General features: G+C 40.0%; 22 protein-coding genes and 1 pseudogene. 4 read left to right on the top strand and 19 right to left on the bottom strand.

Annotation, left to right across the window (positions count from 1 at the left end; genetic code table 11):
• Positions 1 to 25: 25 nt before the first annotated feature.
• From NQ536_RS01560 to NQ536_RS01525, 8 genes are all read right to left on the bottom strand, one after another.
• Positions 26 to 226 carry a hypothetical protein gene (locus NQ536_RS01560; RefSeq protein WP_004851858.1) on the bottom strand — a complete coding sequence of 67 codons (201 nt, stop codon included), beginning with the start codon at positions 224 to 226 and terminating at the stop codon, positions 26 to 28.
• The gene (locus NQ536_RS01555) at positions 213 to 794 is read right to left on the bottom strand and encodes a hypothetical protein (RefSeq protein WP_004851860.1); all 582 of its coding nucleotides are present in this window, start codon (positions 792 to 794) and stop codon (positions 213 to 215) included. The genes NQ536_RS01560 and NQ536_RS01555 overlap by 14 nt, the downstream gene beginning before the upstream one ends.
• On the bottom strand, positions 778 to 963 hold the full coding sequence (locus NQ536_RS01550; protein WP_004851861.1) for a hypothetical protein: 186 nt from the start codon (positions 961 to 963) through the stop codon (positions 778 to 780). The genes NQ536_RS01555 and NQ536_RS01550 overlap by 17 nt, the downstream gene beginning before the upstream one ends.
• Complete coding sequence (locus NQ536_RS01545; RefSeq protein WP_004851864.1) at positions 960 to 1,661, bottom strand: metallophosphoesterase; 702 nt, start codon at positions 1,659 to 1,661, stop codon at positions 960 to 962. The genes NQ536_RS01550 and NQ536_RS01545 overlap by 4 nt, the downstream gene beginning before the upstream one ends.
• On the bottom strand, positions 1,639 to 1,806 hold the full coding sequence (locus tag NQ536_RS01540) for a hypothetical protein (RefSeq protein ID WP_004851867.1): 168 nt from the start codon (positions 1,804 to 1,806) through the stop codon (positions 1,639 to 1,641). The genes NQ536_RS01545 and NQ536_RS01540 overlap by 23 nt, the downstream gene beginning before the upstream one ends.
• Before the next feature lie 99 nt (positions 1,807 to 1,905).
• Positions 1,906 to 2,901, bottom strand: coding sequence for a hypothetical protein (locus NQ536_RS01535; protein WP_155803866.1), 996 nt, complete (start codon positions 2,899 to 2,901; stop codon positions 1,906 to 1,908).
• A gap of 63 nt (positions 2,902 to 2,964) precedes the next feature.
• Positions 2,965 to 3,462 (bottom strand): hypothetical protein, encoded by a 498-nt coding sequence (locus tag NQ536_RS01530; protein ID WP_022058785.1) that lies wholly within the window; start codon positions 3,460 to 3,462, stop codon positions 2,965 to 2,967.
• 85 nt (positions 3,463 to 3,547) lie between these two features.
• Positions 3,548 to 4,117, bottom strand: coding sequence for a hypothetical protein (locus NQ536_RS01525; RefSeq protein WP_022058784.1), 570 nt, complete (start codon positions 4,115 to 4,117; stop codon positions 3,548 to 3,550).
• A 220-nt stretch (positions 4,118 to 4,337) separates the two neighbouring features.
• On the opposite strand from NQ536_RS01525, the gene NQ536_RS01520 reads away from it, so the two are divergent.
• Positions 4,338 to 5,162: a helix-turn-helix domain-containing protein gene (locus tag NQ536_RS01520; RefSeq protein WP_004851876.1), complete on the top strand. Its 825-nt coding sequence runs from the start codon at positions 4,338 to 4,340 to the stop codon at positions 5,160 to 5,162.
• A 24-nt stretch (positions 5,163 to 5,186) separates the two neighbouring features.
• Here NQ536_RS01520 and NQ536_RS01515 read toward each other — a convergent pair whose 3' ends face one another.
• A complete protein-coding gene (locus tag NQ536_RS01515) occupies positions 5,187 to 5,657 on the bottom strand; it encodes an HAD domain-containing protein (protein ID WP_004851878.1) in 471 nt (156 codons plus the stop codon).
• Positions 5,658 to 5,842: 185 nt separating this feature from the next.
• Here NQ536_RS01515 and NQ536_RS01510 point away from each other — a divergent pair.
• Positions 5,843 to 5,932: pseudogene (locus NQ536_RS01510) on the top strand (IS481 family transposase); the annotation flags it as partial.
• Positions 5,933 to 5,943: 11 nt separating this feature from the next.
• On the opposite strand, the gene NQ536_RS01505 reads toward NQ536_RS01510, so the two are convergent.
• Positions 5,944 to 6,228 carry a hypothetical protein gene (locus tag NQ536_RS01505; protein ID WP_004851883.1) on the bottom strand — a complete coding sequence of 95 codons (285 nt, stop codon included), beginning with the start codon at positions 6,226 to 6,228 and terminating at the stop codon, positions 5,944 to 5,946.
• 154 nt (positions 6,229 to 6,382) lie between these two features.
• Between NQ536_RS01505 and NQ536_RS01500 the strand changes: the two genes are divergently transcribed.
• Together NQ536_RS01500 and NQ536_RS01495 are read left to right on the top strand one after the other, a co-directional pair.
• Positions 6,383 to 6,802, top strand: coding sequence for an Rrf2 family transcriptional regulator (locus tag NQ536_RS01500; protein WP_004851886.1), 420 nt, complete (start codon positions 6,383 to 6,385; stop codon positions 6,800 to 6,802).
• Between the two features lie 139 nt (positions 6,803 to 6,941).
• Entirely contained in the window at positions 6,942 to 7,892 is a 951-nt protein-coding gene (locus tag NQ536_RS01495; RefSeq protein ID WP_044998110.1) for a hypothetical protein, read from the top strand.
• Between the two features lie 91 nt (positions 7,893 to 7,983).
• On the opposite strand, the gene NQ536_RS01490 is transcribed toward NQ536_RS01495, so the two are convergent.
• The 9 genes from NQ536_RS01490 to NQ536_RS01450 form a co-directional block, all read right to left on the bottom strand.
• Positions 7,984 to 10,461 carry a beta-mannosidase gene (locus tag NQ536_RS01490; protein WP_004851889.1) on the bottom strand — a complete coding sequence of 826 codons (2,478 nt, stop codon included), beginning with the start codon at positions 10,459 to 10,461 and terminating at the stop codon, positions 7,984 to 7,986.
• Between the two features lie 24 nt (positions 10,462 to 10,485).
• Complete coding sequence (locus NQ536_RS01485) at positions 10,486 to 10,836, bottom strand: arsenate reductase family protein (protein WP_004851891.1); 351 nt, start codon at positions 10,834 to 10,836, stop codon at positions 10,486 to 10,488.
• Between the two features lie 63 nt (positions 10,837 to 10,899).
• Positions 10,900 to 11,151: a hypothetical protein gene (locus tag NQ536_RS01480; RefSeq protein ID WP_004851892.1), complete on the bottom strand. Its 252-nt coding sequence runs from the start codon at positions 11,149 to 11,151 to the stop codon at positions 10,900 to 10,902.
• A gap of 53 nt (positions 11,152 to 11,204) precedes the next feature.
• Positions 11,205 to 12,122 carry a hypothetical protein gene (locus NQ536_RS01475; RefSeq protein ID WP_004851894.1) on the bottom strand — a complete coding sequence of 306 codons (918 nt, stop codon included), beginning with the start codon at positions 12,120 to 12,122 and terminating at the stop codon, positions 11,205 to 11,207.
• 219 nt (positions 12,123 to 12,341) lie between these two features.
• On the bottom strand, positions 12,342 to 13,388 hold the full coding sequence (locus tag NQ536_RS01470) for a virulence RhuM family protein (RefSeq protein ID WP_044998111.1): 1,047 nt from the start codon (positions 13,386 to 13,388) through the stop codon (positions 12,342 to 12,344).
• A gap of 25 nt (positions 13,389 to 13,413) precedes the next feature.
• The gene (locus NQ536_RS01465) at positions 13,414 to 13,662 is read right to left on the bottom strand and encodes a hypothetical protein (protein WP_044998112.1); all 249 of its coding nucleotides are present in this window, start codon (positions 13,660 to 13,662) and stop codon (positions 13,414 to 13,416) included.
• Positions 13,663 to 14,541: 879 nt separating this feature from the next.
• Entirely contained in the window at positions 14,542 to 15,588 is a 1,047-nt protein-coding gene (locus NQ536_RS01460) for a virulence RhuM family protein (RefSeq protein WP_004851899.1), read from the bottom strand.
• Positions 15,589 to 15,602: 14 nt separating this feature from the next.
• Positions 15,603 to 16,640 carry a 5-methylcytosine-specific restriction endonuclease system specificity protein McrC gene (mcrC, locus tag NQ536_RS01455; RefSeq protein ID WP_004851900.1) on the bottom strand — a complete coding sequence of 346 codons (1,038 nt, stop codon included), beginning with the start codon at positions 16,638 to 16,640 and terminating at the stop codon, positions 15,603 to 15,605.
• Positions 16,637 to 19,123: an AAA family ATPase gene (locus tag NQ536_RS01450; protein ID WP_004851902.1), complete on the bottom strand. Its 2,487-nt coding sequence runs from the start codon at positions 19,121 to 19,123 to the stop codon at positions 16,637 to 16,639. The genes mcrC and NQ536_RS01450 overlap by 4 nt, the downstream gene beginning before the upstream one ends.
• Between the last annotated feature and the right edge of the window lie 19 nt (positions 19,124 to 19,142).

The raw sequence follows: 19,142 nt of genomic DNA, 5'->3' as shown, positions 1-19,142 counted from the left end.
ATTATTAACCTCTTGACTGCCCAATTCATGCATAGAATCTCTCACCTGTTTCCAAACATATGCAGGCCAGCCTCCCATTTGGCAAGCCACATCCGCAATCCAGCATGTACACATTCTCCAAATCATTCACCCAGATTGAATGATTTCCGTCAAGGTACCTGCCATGTGGATTGTTATACTGGTAGCTTGAATCTGTATGACCTGTCTTACAGTTATACTGCGTCAATATCTGTCCTCGCTGTATTTGACAAAACAATTACCATTTGCTTGTTCATGTAAGAATCACACTTTCTTTTTTCTAACATTTTTATAATATTTTTATCACTTTCATCTGAATTATCCTCCATGCCTATGCCATATAAAAACATGTCATCATAATTACTAGGGATATCTTTTCGATATTCATATACTTTGTATGACCAGTCTTCTCTGTTAACGACAGCAAAATTCCTACCTATCTGTAAGTACGGTTTAATATCTTTGAACAAAAGAACATCTTCTGCTTTTCTTTCTATATTGCGCGGAGCTTCATGAAGAACAATCTCAATCGCAGGTTCTATAGTATCATCTTTTGTTGAAGTGATTACGCCGTCCAAATCCTTTGGAGCAGCGTACACATCCATACTAAATTCTACATCGATCATTCCAACTCCATAAACATATAGATTCTTATACTTTTCAGCCGGAACATCTGAAATCATCAGATAATTGTGGTAATACCCATCCTCAAAACAAATTGACAACCTAACGTTTCTTGCTAAGTATTGCCTAAGCTCATTAAATTGAATTGCCATAGTGTATCATCTCACTTCCTTTTATAACTCTTTTTCCATAGCACATGAACGGTATCAGGTACACATGAATATACTTATACATGTTCTGTTCATCTGCACCTGACACCTTGCGTGTCTGACACATAAGTGTGATCAATTTTATTATTAAGCTCTTGACTGCCCAATTCATGCATAGAATCTCTCACCTGTTTCCAAACATATGCAGGCCAGCCTCCCATTTGGCAAGCCACATCCGCAATCCAGCATGTACACATTTTCCAAATCATTCGTCCAAATTGAATGTTGTCCATCAAGATATCTACCATGTGAATTGTTATACTGATAGCTTGAATCTGTATGGCCTACAAGTGATACATACCCTTTCACGCCCTGGCGCCAATACTCTTCCATGTCATAAAGACCTTCCAGATACAACGTATCATCCTGTTCTACAAGTGCTGGATCAAATGTCATGGCATGCGCAAGAAGATATTTCTTTGATCCAATATTGATCTCTATCTGCAGGGGCAGCCCCTTTATCAAATCAGCCAAGTCCAGCATGTCCACTGGAGCAAGTCTATCCTTCATCAGATCAAACGAGTTGTATTGATATGGTGGTATATTGCATCTCTTCTTTCCACCATAGTAAGAATAAATATACTCCGCGAGCATGTGATCGTGATTGCCTCGAACCCACTTCACGTTTACATTCATGCTTAGCCGCAAAATGCTAAAGTAAACGCCAACCGGATCTGAATTCTCCCCTCCGCGATCAAAGACATCCCCAAGCAGGACGATTTCATCCTGTCTTGAGGGGGCTATCTGGTCTATTATACTATTAAACTCTTTTATCGAATTGTGTATATCAGCAATAATATAATGATACATGTATATGCCCCCTACCACTATAATAATCTTCCAGCAATCTTTCCTTCATATCATCATACCAGGCTCTCAATGTAGATTGGGGATAGTATAGTTCGTCTCTGCCATTTTTATCTATCTCTATAATGTTTCCAGTCTTTACACCCATGTGAAAGATGTCCTTTTCTTCAGCGTCACCAGAATACTCGATTATTAAACAGGCATCAGCATCTTTGGCAAATCTTCATTTGTTCCCATAATTATTTTCTCATTTATTCTTTATCTCTAATCTATTTTTACGTAGTTCTTCGTTGGTCATAGGTCTGTGATGTGATTGTACAAATGCCACTACCCTCTTTATTTCTTTCACCATTTTGATTTCCTGTTCTGAATATTCATCATATTCCGTCACGATATCTACATGTTCCGGATCTTGCAAAACCATAGCTAACACGCTATCGAATCCATGGACGTGATCCATCTCGCCATTATACATCAAATGATATATTAACCCCATTCCAGAGAACTCCGTTGCAATATAATTTACATCTCCACTTTCAAAACCATATCCCATCTGCACACACCATTTACCAGTAGCCTCATCTTGAACCGGGATATAATTGCCAAGATATCTTTGCTCTAATAAATCATCAGAACCACCCGCATATTCAGGCTTACTATTATCGGTTTCACCCATAGCATCCTTTTTGCTATATAAATTCGTAAGATAATTGAGATATGCCCTTCTTTCATCTTTTTCATTTAAAGTTATACGCTCAATGTATATTGGATTAATGTGCTCGTGTTCAAACTCTCCCTGATAAGCTGCTCCGTCAAACTTAATATCTACACAAACCTGAACATCTGAATAATCCCCTTTAACATTTTTATAGAACTCATATTCTTTATCAGAATAATTGAGAATTATTCCTACTTTTTCACAAAACTCAGTTGTATTCCAGTCACCATAGAGGCATCTTACAATATCCCCATGTCGAAAGTCATGTGGAATAAATACAAAGTCAAAAAAAGATTCATTATAAGATAAATTCTCTAATGCCTTTGATATTCTATCTTTTAACGCGTCATCAGATATTTGGTGCATAAAATTATTTAGCCATTTTACTTTTTCTTCATATGAAATCATAATATGGTTTGCAACAATCGTTGCCTTCTCCAAATCCGTGAATTCATAATGAATGCTATGCAGGTAAGCTCTTGTATCCTTTGACGGTATAAATTCATCGATAAAATCTTTCCCCATTCTCTTATTCTCCTTTCGCACGTACAATATAAAAGTTCCTCCCTCTATTACTTGTGTGTCCAATTACAGCCAGCAGTATCCCATTATTTCTAGAAAAAGTCTCCCAGCCTTAATGTAATCTTCCTCGACTTCATGCTCCTTTTCTTCAGACCAATCATAATCCTCTAAATATTCTCTGATAGATGGATTTAACCTGCAAAGCATTTTCCCTTTAAACGGATGTCTGGTTACATAGTCAAAATGTGTATCCAAATAGTACTTATACCGCAAATATTCACCGGTCTTTTGTATGATCCAATCTATAGCTTCCCCGATAGAAAATTCATTTCCCTCAAATATAACAGTATGCAATTCTTCATCATGAATACTATTCTCTCTGTACATGCGCATATGTGAATAGAGCCACTCAGCAAAAGATGCATCTATGTTAAAAATATCTCGATAATCAAATCCATATTTATATCGTTGATACATTCTATATCTTCTTTTCTCTGTAACAAAATTTCCAGAATATATCGCTCTTGAAATGCCTAATTCAGAAAGATATAAATTTTTTCTCACTTATCTAACGCTTCCTTTCATCTTTTTTCTCTCTTTAGTCTACATAAAAAGCCTTTACACATATATCAACTATTAAATCTGTCAATCACTCCATACCGAATTTCTCCCGAACAAGCTGCATTGCGGTCTCAACGTCTATCTTGCCCAGCACCAAAAGAAATATAGGAGCGCTAAGCTCATTCAATATCTGTGGCATCGACACCGTAACCGCATCCATGACCTCCAGTGGCGCCATATCGTATATATTATTATCGACCATCGCTGTCGCAGTTATATCATAGCTGTCATCCTCAGTAACATAAATACGTGGACATATCAGGCAATTTGCACTATATAATGTTCCATCTGCTCCATCGTGGCTCTGAGGCCAGACTCTGGCATTGATAAAGTTCATAAGTCTGTAGAGGGCATCCTTATTAGTTGATTCCTCCACCCAGGAAGCTGCGTTCTGAGTATAGAACACCCTTGCCTCAATGCATGAATCATAAAAAGACAGCTCCGCCTCTAGCCTTTTGTCCGGACAATCATAGCAATGTGGCAGTGCCACTACTATACCCGTACTGCCATTATCTGTATCTAAGCACTCATGAAATTCCAGCGTGTGCTGTTTAAGATAATCCACACACATCTTCTTCGCCTTTAATTTATTCATCATCAAATTATCAAATTCCTCCTTTTCAAATGTATCACTCAATGCTTATTCTAGCTTACAGCAATTTTATGTATTTGTATGTACGCATTTTTTAACACATTTTCATCATTTTTCTCATTATTAATGTATCATATTTGTGTCACTAGTGATATAATCTATAAAAAGCTAATTTAAATGCATCGATATTACGCCAATAATATGCAAAATCAACGGAGAAAATTATATGGGAAAGCACAGTCTGAGTGACACACATACCAACAATTTTATTGAGTTTAAGAATCGTTTAAGTAAAGCAAGAAAGGGTATAGGTATGACGCAAGCGAAGGTATGTGAATCCATAAACCTCAGCAATCGTTCCACCCTGTCCAATTTTGAAAGTAAAAAGATGGAAAGGCTCCCTTCACTTGATGAATTTGTGGATCTATGTGATCTATACAATGTGGATCCCAACTACCTGCTCGGATTTGATGAGGTAAGAAATTTTACAGTAAAGACCTGTTGCGACGAACTAAAGCTTGATGAGAATGCTGTTATAACTATCATGAAGAACAAGATGGCTCCCATCCTGGTAAACGAGCTTTTTTCTGGTGATTCCTATGCAGAGATAGAACAATATGTAACATGGCTGAATTATTACAACAAACTGAGGGATGTGATCACGACAGCTTTCACCAGCTCTTTTATATCCAGACTGGAGCTGCTTTTCAGCAGATATTACACCTCCACTTTTCCACTGGACTACTCAGAAAATACATTTATCCGTTTTTTGAAATCAGAGGAAATATTTAAGAAATACAAGGATATATACGAATTTATGGACAAATGTTTTCTCACAGAAGCAAGAAATAATCTCACCTTTTCCTATCCAGACTTTGATAATCTGAATGAATCCGAACAACACGATGCAGTACTTTCTATCATTGCATTGCACTCATATGCCTATCTCATGAGCAGGGTTCATTTCGAAGATGTAGAAAAAAGGCTTATGGAGCAACTGACAGGCGTGATCCGCAGAGTCTCGCACGAATACCCTTTCAGGACGGTCTAAGTTTTTTCTTATGTTTGTTGCTTTTCAATCCTTAACTGCTTCCAGAAAAAGCATAGCCTCAATCGCCGGTGTCTTTGATGCATATTCGGCATTTTCTATGCCATTGGTAAGCAACAGCCGTTCCCAAAGCTTAGGATAATTGGAGAAATCAAATGTGTTGTCATCCAGTATCACATATTCATCTATCTCAGGATGTTCCGCCAGATAGCTTTGGATGCCCTCACCTCTGCCAACCCAGACATCGGTTGTCTTTCCAGACAGGCTTAGTCCAAATTTGGCCAGCATAGATACAAGATATGAGAAGTCATCCCCGTCTTCTCTCATAAGCTTCCAATCAGAAGTCAGAACGATTGCTGCATCGCCAAACTGTTTTAATGCCTTTTTCAGCAGCCTCACTCTGGACTCATCGATCCCTGTTCTGCCACTGGGCGCCCCCACAACTGTCGTCCGGGTATTCAATACACCATCTATGTCCAGAAACAATGCAAAACTCATATGGCTTCTCCTTTCTTGTGAATGCCAGCACATATATAATGCGCTGGCATTCACCATTTATAAATCTCTCTTATCAAGATCAACTTATATCATATACACTTCTAAGCCTCAGCTTATCCACGCTTCCACTTATAACCTTTACAGTCTTTGAATCTGCATTCAGGTCAAAATAATTGATGAACAGTCATAAACTGATCCGTCCGCGTACACCTCGCCACAATAGCAAGGTAGAACGCAGACATAGAAAAGATCAGGAACGCTTTTATAATCAGGTAAAGCTTATAGGTTAAAAATCGTAGCAATCAAAAACTTCTCCTTTTTCCTCTTCTGTATACCCGCATAAAGCTTCGTCATACAGGTACTCCAACTCCAGAGCCTCCTCTTCCAATTCTGATTCGTCAAGGGCCTCATTTTCGTCAATATATTTTTTGCTTTCTTCATTAAACTTCGTTATGAACCCCCTCAACAGCACCGCAGGGATTTTCCTCTCTGCTCTACATACCCGCTTGAAGTTCCAGTATTCCTTTTCGTTTACTTTAAAAGTAATTGTGATATTTCCGTTGTTCTCCATACTTATCCTCCTTGATATAACTAGTTTTTTGTATTATACTGAGTTTGTAATATGATCACAACAAACTATATTGTAAGCATACCACATATTTATGTCCTGTCAATAGTCTGTGATATTTTTTCACATTTTCTTTCGAAAGGAGTTTTACACTACAATGAGATTTTCAACCAAATACACCTTAGCTTTACAGATCCTCACCATTTGCTATTTATACAAAGATGAAAAAATAACAAGCAACTTTATCGCTGCCCACACAGGAGCTGATGCATCTATTATCAGATATACCATGCTGGACCTAAAGAAAAAGGACTTGATCGTTTCTAAGCCCGGTCCAGGTGGGACGAACTTAAACTGTGATCTGTCCAAGCTCACCCTTTATGATGTTTATGAACTGGTAGCAGAGCCTTCTGACAATTTACTGAAATTTTACGATTTTCCTGATACTGCAACTACCATCGATAAACAAATTAAAGAATCCGCAGATGTAATATTTGAAAACATCAAGCACCAAATATTTAATACAATGAAAGAAACCTATGTATCCGATATCTACAAAGATATAAATCTCGATTGATGATCATACCACAGAGATAATAATTAGGAATTCGATCATTATCTCATTTCTATTAAACTACCAGTTGATTGACCAATCCGGGCAAAAGGATGGATAATTAGTATACTATAAAATATAGAGAAGTGAGGTGGCCTCTGGTATGGATAGTTCAATGCTCGAGCAGGAGATAAATGTATATTCAGATAAATATGATATAAAGGGCGTCATAAAGGACTACGGCATGGTGATCAAGCTGGTATTTTCATATAACGGACGCAGGATAGTGATGGGAATGTCCAGACCATTTCCAGGAAGCAGCTATGAGCTTCTGGGACGGCAGATCATCGATTCCTATGTGGACAATTTGGTAAATGATAACGAAAAGCTCATGCTTCACTACTGGTATGTTGAGTCATTTGTATCAGAAGGCGAACGATACCAGATTGGACACGGCGTCGTAACCGGACATCAAAGACTCACAGATGGCACATGGATCCATACTTCGGTTGTAAATGATATACATGTAGATACCGAGGCCGAGGAGCTTGTTGTCACAACTATGAACAGCGTGTATCACTGTCCTCTTGCGTACTGCGACTGGGAACATCAGAATGAGTACTCAGATGTTATTCCAGACTATGAAGTCCTGAAGATGAAATATAAAGGAATGGACACGCTGCTCAGACCTGTTATAGAACCGGGAAAAGTTCTTCTTGTACTTGCCAATTTCTGTGAGTATTACTTTCATTCACTGTATTATGTGCCAGAAGATTCTGAAGCCAACACTCCCTGCGAATATTCGGCATACCCGCACGTCGGAACATTTCAGGACAGCTTTCTGATAAGTGCATACAATAAAGGGCTGGAATGCAATGAGCTTGTTGACGTGAGATATTTCCCGCATTATCAGAATATCGAGTTCTACTCCGAATATACAGACGAAAAGCCATTATATGTAGAAAATATCGGCTACAGCGTGATCTATGTACAGTCAAGTGCCGGAACGATCAAGCTTGCCCCTGGTGAACGCAAGGAAGTTATACCTGAGAATGCCGAGAAAGAGCCACCTGTTCTTCCGGATGGCGATCTGTATCCTGCGGGGGTATACTAATTTATCTCTCATCTTCGAAACTATGAAAATTGAGAATGCCAGCGCATTTTAAGCGCTGGCATTTACTATCTGTAACTCTATCCTATCAAGGTCAATTTATATCATATACACTTCTAAGTCTCAGCTTATCCACGCTTCCACTTATAACCTTTACAGTCTTTGAATCTGCATTCAGGTCAAAATAATTATCCGACAGGATAAGATCCTCATTCTGGTTCAGGATCTCCACACTCTTCGCATAAGCATCCGCACTGACTGTGATATAGTCGCCATCTACTGTCGCCTGCAAATGAGGCTCCTCGTAGCAGAAATACTTCGGATATGAAAATATGACAGTCCCCTCTGATATTACCTGTCCTTTCATGCTTGCCTGATAGCTCACATACTGGTGGTAAATGTCGATACCAGGGAGTTCAACCTTGTCAAGCCATACGCTCGTCAGCGCTGGCGCAGTGATCTCCTCCTCGTGGGATTCAAGAACACGCGCTGACGCGTCCCTCAACTGCCAGGACACAAGTATTTTCTCTGTGTTCATGGTTTCATTTGCCACGCAGAGGCGTATGGACTTCGGGAATTCAAATGGAAGTCTCACCAGCTCCTGTCCGCTTCCAAGCATGCCCTCCTCTTCACAGGAGATCATGATCGGAGCAAAGAAACGTCTTGCATAGTAGTGAAGTGCCTTTAAGCGCTGGCAGTAATCCACACTGGACCAGGATGCAACCGGCCAGCAGTCGTTGAACTGCCAGTACACTGCTCCCATGCACCTGTCATCATTTCTGTTTCTTCGAAAATGCTCGACGCCATACCTGATAGCATCCGCCTGCAGAAGCTGCGATGCGTAGATAACCGTCTCGAAATCAGATGGATATCTATACGTCTGCTGCATATAATTCATTATCTTTCCATTTGCCGATCCATTTCTCTGATGCCTCTCCATAATGTATGAAAAGATATTCATATCACGCTCATCATTCGTAAATGTCTCAACAGTCTTCTTTGAAGGAAATGACTGGAAACCGAATTCGGAAAGATATCTGAAGTAAAACTTTCTGTACTCAGAAAATGGCTTATCACCATGCCACACAGCCCAATAATGCACATCACCACGGTTCTCGTCTCTCGGATCATCAAATGAACCACCTGAGGACGGGCTCGCTGGCCAATAAAATACCTGTGGAGCATACTGCTTCATGATCTTAGGGAGAATTCGCTCGTACATAATAATATAGTCCCGCACCTCGCTGTCCTTGCTCACCCATTTTCTCTCCTTAACAAACTGCTCCATCTCATTATTGCCACACATAAGCCCGAGTGACGCATGATGGCGGATCCTCTTTAAGTTGTCAATAAATTCCGCGGTGATATTTGCCTCAAATTCTGGTGTGAGATCGTAGACAGCACACGCAAACATGAAATCCTGCCACACCACAAATCCCATCTCATCGCACATATCATAGAACCAGTCGTCAGGATAATATCCACCGCCCCACACACGTATAGAATTGAAGTTCGCAAATACCGCCTTCTCAAGCAGAGCTCTTGTGGTCTCAGGTGTCACACGTCCAAGGAGATGGTCCTCCGGAATGTAATCCGCACCCATGGCAAATATATTTACACCGTTTACGCAGGTGGCAAATCTCTCACCCCATTTATCCTTTGTACGATCCATGGTTATTGTCCGCAGGCCAATCTTTCTCGTCCAGTTGTCAACCACCGTACCATCATCTTTCACAAGGTCAACAGATACAGTGTAAAGGTTCTGCTCTCCATACCCGCGCGGCCACCAGAGCTGTGGGTTGTCTATATGTATATTCTTCGTGATATCTTCATTTAATATTCTATTTATAATTTCGTTTCCAGCCGGATCTACTACTCTAACTTTTACACTCAGTTGTCCCGTCTCTGATTCAGAACCAATATACTTCCGGACAAATTCTATCTCCGGCTTTATATCAAGTTCCACTGAGTCCTGACCATGATGCTGCAGGATTTCTACAGAATCTATCCGTGCGGTATCGATGCCAAGCAAGCTGACCGGCCGCCATATTCCTGCATCTGGAAGATGTGCGCCCCAGTCCCAGCCAAACATGCAGTGAGCTTTTCTGATATGTACAAATCCGTTCATGGCATCCTCGGTTCCCCGTGTTGGAGCCTTCGCAAATGCATCTGCGATGAACTTTGTCGGCGAATAAAAATATACACTTAATATATTATCCGACTGCTTCAGGATATCCTTTACCGAATACTCCCATGTCCTGTGCATATTGTCGGCGTGTCCAAGCTTCACACCATTTAGCGTGATATCCGCAATGGTGTCCAGCCCTTCAAACCGAAGGATAACCTCATCCGATCCCAGCAGCTCATCATCACACGAAAAGCTAGTGCGGTACTCATAATCGTAATCCATCAGCTTCAGTGCTTCTATCTCATTGTCCTTCCAGAATGGATCTTCCATCTTACCCGCCTGCAGCAGGTCCCCATACACCGATCCCGGCACTGTCGCCGTTATCCAATCGTCATCGCCTACGCGATGCATTTCCCAACTGTTGTTTACATCAATTTTTTTCATTTTTTCTCCATAGGGACGTTCCTACTACAGCATTTTCTCTGTCCACTCTTTCTCTTTAAATCCAGTCAGCACGAAATCTTCAGCAACGACAAGCGGTCTCTTCACCAACATGCCATTTGTCGCAAGAAGCTGCAACTGCTCATCCTCGCTCATGTCCGGAAGCTTGTCCTTCAGTTTCATCTCCTTATACAGCATGCCGCTCGTATTAAAAAATCTTTTGAGTGGCAGTCCGCTCTTCTCATACCATTTCTTCAGTTCCTCATATGTTGGATTGTCGTCCACAATGTGGCGCTCCATGTATTCGATCTTATTCTCGTCCAGCCATTTCTTTGCCTTCTGGCAGGTTGAACACTTTGGGTAACATATAAATTCCATCGTCTTTTCCCCTTTTCTATTTGGTTTATTGCTGCAAGCCTCTATTTCATCATATCAAGTTGCTTAATAATTTTCTTCCCAATATTTCTGACAAATGTCACACATCCCCATATCATTTACTCTAAGTGGAAAAAAATACTTCTTTATGTTTCTTGAAAATACAGTGTTATATTCTCCATTGCCATCTCTCGAAATAATCTTTTCTGGCATATCAGGGTTATAGCCCATTGTGCCACAGCAACTGCAGGTATTCATCCATTTTGTCATCTTGGGGTATTGTTTCAGGTAGTTTAGGACTTCGGTTTTTCTGTCCATGGAGTCTCCTTATCTTCTTTATCCTTTTTAGGCAATGCTGGATGCTGCATTGGCTATATTACAGCCTCATTTTCTTTATGCTCATTTACAGAAAGATTTTCCATCAAATCTTCACCAATTTTATAGACGGATAACTTATCGATTGCCATTTGAACCTGAAACTCATTTAGTTCGATCTCAACATCGTGAATGTTTCCGCTTTGGGGCAGTCTGACATGAATAACTGCAAAATGCTGATACTCCTCAGTATTATAAATTCCATCCTCATACTTCTTAAGGCGTACTATTTTTCTTGATATTCCTTCCACCAATCGATAATCTATTGCATATATTTTTTTCTCTGTGAATCCATGTAAATGTGTAGTTCCAAATGCTAATGCATTTGTTTTATAGAAAAGCATCTGACTTTTTAAATATGACGCTTCAATCTCCTCATAATCAATATCGCCCTTCAACCACTTCCGTACCGGCATTCCTATATACAGTGAAAACTCTAGCCAAAACAAGAATCCGAATAGACAAAATCCTATGATAGCCATATAATAACGCCCTAAAGGAATAAGACACAAGGTACAAAACATTAGGAACAATGGCAATATCATTTTGACAAGATATTCCCGTCTTTGAAATCTTTTTAATAAATCCAGTTTCATGCTTTGATATTTAGGTTTCTCAAAAGGATGCTCATTGAGATAGGCTACATATTTCTCATGCCACTCAGGGCTTTCAAAATAACTGCCATTCATATATTGTGCTTTTGTATCATGAGCTTTCATATCTGCTTTGCTCTCTTTACAATACGCATAGATTAAATATACAATGAGCATAGGGCAAACAATACATGCCGCACATTTTCCAGCCACATCCCCTCTGACAAAAAACAGAAATAGTCCCAGAAGAACTGTAAAAACAATATACACAACCAATGCTTTCCTGGTAATAGCGAATGGAAATTTGTCATTTTTTCTCATATATTCCTATTTTCTCCAACTACGAACTCATTTCACAACAATGGGTACAACTATTTGCGGACACATTATCCATAAGAACCACCTAAATACCGCATAAACTCAAGGTTTCTTGCTTAGCAAACAGACGGTCTTCACATGAAAAGACAGCACTCTATGAATTACCGATTTGTGTCTGGAAGTTACTCATCCGAACCCATCCACATCATCACTGGTTTCATGCTACTTCTTCGCATTCTCTTCCAATTCCAACATGTACTTATCAAAATCAGACATGAACAGCCTATCCTGAATAACACGATATTTTTCAAATTCAGTTTCAGCTTTTGCCTTGGCAATCTCAGCAGTGATTTTGCCTGCATCCTGAAGAATCTCTCTGTCATCTGCCATCAGAAATAGATCCAGCCGCTTTGACCAGTCCTCCATTGTCATCGGAATATGACGTTCCGCCCGATCTTCTGCCAAATCCAGATAAGCAGATACAATACGCTCTAACGAACGCATTTCCTTCTCTGAAAGATAATTCTTCGCAACACTCACATCACTTTTTACAATCTTACCTTCCGGTGCTGCTGCCCAAGTGGTTAATCCCATTTGTGGCTTATTTGCATCGGCTCGCTCGTAAATCAGCTCTGCTGCCGTATGACCATGGACTGCATAATGCATCTTGTTTTGGACCTTTGCAAAGAACTGCTTTGTTGTTTTCGCTGTTCGATCATAATCCAGAGCTGTAGCATAGATGTCCGTTATCTTCTGATAAAATCTACGCTCAGACAAACGAATCTCACGAATCTGTTCAAGCAAACGGTCGAAGTATTCTACTGTAAGCACAGAGCCACCATTTTTCAGACGTTCGTCATCCATGACCCAGCCTTTGATGGTGTAGTCCTTCACTATGCCATTGGCCCACTTACGAAACTGCACTGCTCGTTCATTATTCACCTTGAATCCAACAGCAATAATCATTTGAAGATTATAATGTTTCGTATTACGAGTCACCTGACGTGATCCTTCGGTTTGAACTATCCGGAAATTCCGGATAGTTGAATCTTCCTCAAGTTCTGAGTCAAAATAAATCTTCTTAATATGCTCATTAATTGTACGAACATCCACATCATATAATGTGGCCATCATCTTCTGTGTCAGCCATATATTCTCATCCTCATAGCGCATTTCAAAACTGTCCTGCTGGTCGCCAACAGAGGCAACATAGGTTAGGTATTCTGCTGCACTGGAACGGATAGTAATTTCGTCTTTTTTCTTTTTCAAATAAGAGGTCTCCTTTTGCAAATACTTATTTATTTCTCCAATATTTCTGACAAATGGCGCACATCCCCATGTCATTTACTCTCAGTGGAGAAAAATACTTCTTTATGTTTCTTGAAAATACAGTATTATATTCCCCATTGCCATCTCTCGAAGTAATCTTGTCTGGCATATCCGGGTTATAACCCATTGAGCCACAGCAAATGCATATATTCATCCATTTCGCCATCTTGGGGCATTGTTTCAGGTAGTTTAGGGCTTCGTTTTTTCTGTCCACTTGGTCTCCTTAGTGATCTTTCTTCTTATTCTCATCAACTATAATCCAACGTCCGCTTTCCTTCTATTGCTCCATACCTCGTGGTTGTTGCAATTTTTGCAACAACCACTTTTTCATCTAATTCACCATTGCGTACTGCATGGTAGTGTCAATTTGGGAATGACCAAGTATTTTCTGCAAGTTCAAAGTATCAGGCACACATTAACACGATGCTAGATGTACCTGCCCCCTTGTGACTTCATCTTTAAAGACATCTTATTATGGTACATGAGGAAACAATTCTAGGATGGTTCATCCATCATAATTGTGTCAACAATGTTTGCACTTACCGCATTTTTACAACAATACACTTTTTCTCAAGTCCGGCTAAAAATAGATATGTTTCCATACAAGAAAACCGAGCTTTCCGCAAGGCTTCTCTGATGATGCTAACCTCGCAAAAAGCCCGGAAATACGCCACTTTTCAGCCTTTATTTATCTTTCCTTGACAGCAAACAGACCGTCTCCACATGGCACGATACGTCCAGATTGATGTCAGTTTTCGGGAACCGGTCCAGACTAATGTAGACTGTAGCAAAATATCTCCGTTTGTTTGCGGAAACATATCAACAAATTCTGTAGCAAAAAAGTATTGATACAATTCGCTATCCATATCACAGTCTGAACCTCGCCCGTCTACGGAAAAAGTTCAACTTTTTATTCGTTTCTACTATTATAGTGATTCCAACATAAAAGTTAAATTTAACAGAGAACCGCCATCGTCTCCACCTTGTCTGTTCTTCGTACATAGAACAGGTCAACAGCTATTTTTCGCCACGACTGATGCCCCAACTCCCATGCACTCGATCTTGGCAAGTTGAAATTTTAATGGCGATGCTACTACTTCTTCGCATTCTCTTCCAATTCCAGCATGTATTTATCAAAGTCAGACATAAACAGTCTGTCCTGAATAACACGGTACTTTTCAAATTCAGTCTCGGCTTTAGCCTTGGCGATCTCTGCCGTAATTTTTCCTGCATCCTGAAGAACCTCTCTGTCATCAGCCATCAGGAATAGATCCAGTCGCTCTGACCAATCCTCCATCGTCATTGGAATCTGACGTTCTGCACGGTCCTCTGCTAAATCCAGATAAGCAGATACAATACGCTCCAGTGAACGCATTTCCTGCTCACTCAAATAATTCTTCGCAACGCTCACATCACTTTTTACTATCTTACCTTCCGGTGCTGCTGCCCACGTGGTCAGCCCCATATGTGGCTTATCAGCATCTGCTCGCTCGTAAATCAACTCTGATGCCGTATGACCGTGAACTGCATAATGCATCTTGTTCTGCACTTTTGCAAAGAACTGCTTTGTCGTTTTTGCTGTGCGGTCATAATCAAGAGCTGTTGCATAAATGTCCGTTATCTTTTGATAGAATCTACGCTCAGAAAGACGGATTTCACGAATCTGCTCAAGTAAACGGTCAAAGTATTCTACCGTAAGTACGGATCCACCATTTTTCAGACGCTCATCGTCCATGACCCATCCTTTGATGGTGTAGTCCTTCACGATGCCATTGGACCACTTGCGAAACTGCACCGCTCGCTCATTATTTACCTTGAATCCAACAGCAATAATCATTTGAAGATTATAATGCTTTGTATCACGAGTCACCTGACGTGAACCTTCGGTTTGAACTATCCGGAAATTCCGGATAGTTGAATCTTCCTCAAGCTCTGAGTCGGAATAAATATTTTTAATATGCTCATTGATTGTACGAACATCCACGCCATACAATGTGGCCATCATTTTCTGTGTCAGCCATATATTTTCATCCTCATAGCGCATCTCTATGCTGTCCTGCTGATCACCGACAGAGGCAACATAGGTTAAGTATTCTGCTGCACTGGAACGGATGGTTATTTCGTCTTTTTTCTTTTTCAAATAGGAGGCCTCCTTTATAAACTGAAATGCAATTTTGCTATTGTATCTAGCTGCTCTGCTATTTCTGTAAATGGTAAATTCAAATCCAGAGTCCTGACTGTGATCTGGTTACCACTCATCTGATATACATTATTCGGATATATTTCTTCATCAGTCTTCGCATACAAAAGCATTCCCGAAACCGTATGGTCCTTCTCTCTCAATTCGTATTCCTTATTCTTCACATAAGTAAAAATCTGATAAAGGTTAGCCGAGTGAAGTGTATGCTTGTTAAACTGTACCTGCATACTATGCTCATAGTACTTTGCATCAATGATAAGAACTCTATCATCACGCTGGAGCATAATATCACTTTGCATCACCGGCAGCATAGAATTCTCGTCGTTGTCCAATTGCCACGGAATCTGTGATGCATTTGCGGTAATCTGATTTTTAAACTCTCTCCTGTAGTATTCCAGAATGAACTTTTCATACAATCGACACATACGCTGCTCATCCAGAAAATCCATCAGTTTGGTGCTTCCATCTGATTGAGTCTGCAACAGACCCTTTACTACCAAATAACATATCGAGATCAGCATACGATAGGTCTGATTGTTTCGATTATACTGAACATTCCAATTTACCGTATACAAATCAATAAAATCCACCTCACTGAAATACAGCATTAACTTTCTAAGATTTTTCTTTCGCTGTTTCGATATATTCGAGCGCAGGAGGATCTCAACTGTAGATTTGATGATCCGATTCATGATACTGTTAACCGAAAACTCATCATATGTACAGATTAGCTGTTTCCGTAGCATTGACTGTGTCTTGATGGACTCTGCAATATCAATCTTTCCTCGCAGTGAAGAGAGCGCCTCTGTCTGCGGAATATATTCTTTACCCAGTCCTCGCTTTAGCTGAATCGCGATACCTTTTTCTAAGATAGCCGCCATCAGCTCAGCAGTATTATTAAATTGTTCTGTGGCTATATTCTTATAACCTTGCTCATTCAATATCTGAAATGCATAGGACAGCATATAATAGATGTTTTGAATTGGTATCACTTAATCGTACTCCTTAGATTTTCGCTCCAATCTTTCACCTTCATAGGTTCATCAAACCAATATTCTTTCAACAAAGGTATCAACTCATATTCCACAACACCATAAAGCCAACTATCGTCAATTGCATCAGGTTGTAAATTGCAGAAGTAGCTGTGACCAATGCAGAACCCTTCGCCCAGAGATTCGTCGACAGAAATCTCTCTATTTAAACTCTCGACGCAACTGATCAGTTTGTTGAACTTCTCATTATCTAATGCCATACGATACTCACGGAACCCCGAAGTCTCAAACCCTGGCTTGATATCAAAGAAAGCAAACCTTCTACGAAGTGCATAATCCAGCATAGCAAGGCTTCTGTCTGCAGTATTCATCATGCCAATAATATAGACATTCTTCGGAACTGCAAACTTTTCATCCGAATACAGAAGCTGCAGCGCATTTCCTCGTTTATCATTTTCAATCAGCATAAACAGTTCACCGAAGATCTTACTCAGATTTCCACGATTGATTTCATCTATAATAAAGAAATATTCGTTATCACTGTCTATCTCAGCCTTCTTACAGAAATTATAGAATGCACCTTTCTTCAGTTCAAATCCTGTAGCAGATGGACGAAAACCCATAATAAAATCTTCATAGGAATAACTCTGATGGAACTGCACCATCATCACACGCTCTACATCTTTTACACCCATCATGGAATATGCCAAGCGCTTAGCAGCATAAGTTTTTCCCACCCCTGGAGCGCCCTGCAAAATAATGTTTTTCTTGTTTCTAAGCAAGCCAACTAATCTAGAATAGTCTTCTTCAGACATATAGACATCATCTAGGAAATTCTCCACAGTGTACTCTGGATAGGTAACTTCCTGCTCGTCGTCAACTATATCATCGTCTTCAAATAAGTCTTTAATTTCCTGCACAAAATCACTATATGGAGTAATATCAGTCAAAGTTTTCTGCGGTGCCTGATGGTTAATTGTCCAATTACCCTTATTGGTCCAGTTAACTTTTCTGACATTTGAATACTCATCTGCACGATCAGCATCGTATTCGTAGTCAGACTCAACGATTCCTTTACCAAGAATGCCATTGTTGCCTTTCTTCACAAATACAACATCACCAACCCTTATATCATGGACGAACTGCCATGTAGCATGAGCTGAATTCTTATAAGAGCTACTATCGCCATATTCCTGCTTCATCTGCTGTTTCATTTCATCTTTAGAGCTGAATACTCCAAGATCTCCAATTTCTCCCCAGCCCAACAGCATATAGCCATTTTTATAGCACTCTTCCCATTTATCAGCACCTTGCCCCGGGGCATAGAGCCAATAACGAACGGTATCGATATCGTTGTCTGCAAGAGCATCGCTATCATTCGTTTTATTGCTCTTTGCATCAGAGACGCCTTTTTTGAAAATATCTGATGCCATCTCCGCTGTTAATTCCACTGTCTTTCCTGCCTCAGTAAGTGTCCACACGCCTCTTACGCTCTTATCGATATAGCCCGCTCCGACGAGATAATTTCTTGCAAAAGCAACTTCATTTTCAAATTTGTTAACTTGTGTTTTGCCTCTGGTTTCATTTATTACCTCGTCCGACAAGTGCTCGTTTTCTATGATTTTCTTTCTTGCCTCTGCTGGTGTCGCAGATCCTCCCAGATCACGCAGCGCCTGTAATAATGGCATAAACCATTTGAGAAATTCTGCTTTGGAAGTCTTTTTGCCTTTTTCAACAGACTTCTCTTGATTTACTTTCTCAGAGACAATCCATGCCGTATAGGATAAATCCGGGAAGCTCTTGTATTCATATTGACCCGCATCCAGAACTTTTTTACACAGATCCCTTATTTCAAGATAATCTGCTGCATATGGAACTTTCTTCAACTTCTTCTCAGCGGCCACAACAAATTCACCCGGCATATTCTGAGCATTAGCTATAAACCAGCGATTTCTGGAATCCAGGTTAATAAATGAATAAGGACGAATCCAATACAGACCCATCGTAATATTCCAGCGAATGCAAAGCTGATCATGTACCATATCATAAACGTCAGAAAATTTCCGGCGGTTATCTGCTGTGTCATTATCGGCAAGTACAAGAGCAGTTTCAAACAAGCTCCACAAATTATCAATATCACCTGCTTTTCTATCATCTTTAAATCCATAGAATGTTGCTTTCAGATTATTGAGAACCGGAATTCCATCAAAAATACTCGGAACATGTGTAGCAATCCCAAACTCTGATGCTATCCCGTTAAGAATAGCAATTCTATTAGCATTTGTTATTCCCTTGTTGAATGTGCCAAAGATGGTGAACGGATCAACATCAATAATCACATCGCCACTTTCAAGTTTCGGAACACTAATTCCAGCTGCGTCATACACCGCATATATTTTCTGAATAAGGGTCTTTCTATCAGTTTTAAAAGGAAGAAGCTTAGTAGCAAACTCTGTGTAAAAATCTATCCAATCGTATTGCATTTAATAAAGTACCTCCTTA

Origin of the sequence: Coprococcus eutactus (genome assembly GCF_025149915.1) — a bacterium.
GTDB classification, from domain to species: Bacteria; Bacillota; Clostridia; order Lachnospirales; family Lachnospiraceae; genus Coprococcus; species Coprococcus eutactus.
This window is presented reverse-complemented; position numbering and strand designations above follow the sequence as displayed.

Excerpts from the sequence above, each read along its gene's own strand:
- NQ536_RS01540 (WP_004851867.1), bottom strand. The coding sequence starts at position 1,806 with ATGGGTGTAAAGACTGGAAACATTATAGAGATAGATAAAAATGGCAGA.
- NQ536_RS01525 (WP_022058784.1), bottom strand. The coding sequence starts at position 4,117 with ATGATGAATAAATTAAAGGCGAAGAAGATGTGTGTGGATTATCTTAAA.
- NQ536_RS01520 (WP_004851876.1), top strand. The coding sequence starts at position 4,338 with ATGGGAAAGCACAGTCTGAGTGACACACATACCAACAATTTTATTGAG.
- NQ536_RS01480 (WP_004851892.1), bottom strand. The coding sequence starts at position 11,151 with ATGGACAGAAAAACCGAAGTCCTAAACTACCTGAAACAATACCCCAAG.
- NQ536_RS01515 (WP_004851878.1), bottom strand. The coding sequence starts at position 5,657 with ATGAGTTTTGCATTGTTTCTGGACATAGATGGTGTATTGAATACCCGG.
- NQ536_RS01495 (WP_044998110.1), top strand. The coding sequence starts at position 6,942 with ATGGATAGTTCAATGCTCGAGCAGGAGATAAATGTATATTCAGATAAA.
- NQ536_RS01545 (WP_004851864.1), bottom strand. The coding sequence starts at position 1,661 with ATGTATCATTATATTATTGCTGATATACACAATTCGATAAAAGAGTTT.
- NQ536_RS01490 (WP_004851889.1), bottom strand. The coding sequence starts at position 10,461 with ATGAAAAAAATTGATGTAAACAACAGTTGGGAAATGCATCGCGTAGGC.
- NQ536_RS01475 (WP_004851894.1), bottom strand. The coding sequence starts at position 12,122 with ATGAGAAAAAATGACAAATTTCCATTCGCTATTACCAGGAAAGCATTG.
- NQ536_RS01550 (WP_004851861.1), bottom strand. The coding sequence starts at position 963 with ATGAATTGGGCAGTCAAGAGCTTAATAATAAAATTGATCACACTTATG.
- NQ536_RS01450 (WP_004851902.1), bottom strand. The coding sequence starts at position 19,123 with ATGCAATACGATTGGATAGATTTTTACACAGAGTTTGCTACTAAGCTT.
- NQ536_RS01535 (WP_155803866.1), bottom strand. The coding sequence starts at position 2,901 with ATGGGGAAAGATTTTATCGATGAATTTATACCGTCAAAGGATACAAGA.
- NQ536_RS01555 (WP_004851860.1), bottom strand. The coding sequence starts at position 794 with ATGGCAATTCAATTTAATGAGCTTAGGCAATACTTAGCAAGAAACGTT.
- NQ536_RS01500 (WP_004851886.1), top strand. The coding sequence starts at position 6,383 with ATGAGATTTTCAACCAAATACACCTTAGCTTTACAGATCCTCACCATT.
- NQ536_RS01485 (WP_004851891.1), bottom strand. The coding sequence starts at position 10,836 with ATGGAATTTATATGTTACCCAAAGTGTTCAACCTGCCAGAAGGCAAAG.
- NQ536_RS01505 (WP_004851883.1), bottom strand. The coding sequence starts at position 6,228 with ATGGAGAACAACGGAAATATCACAATTACTTTTAAAGTAAACGAAAAG.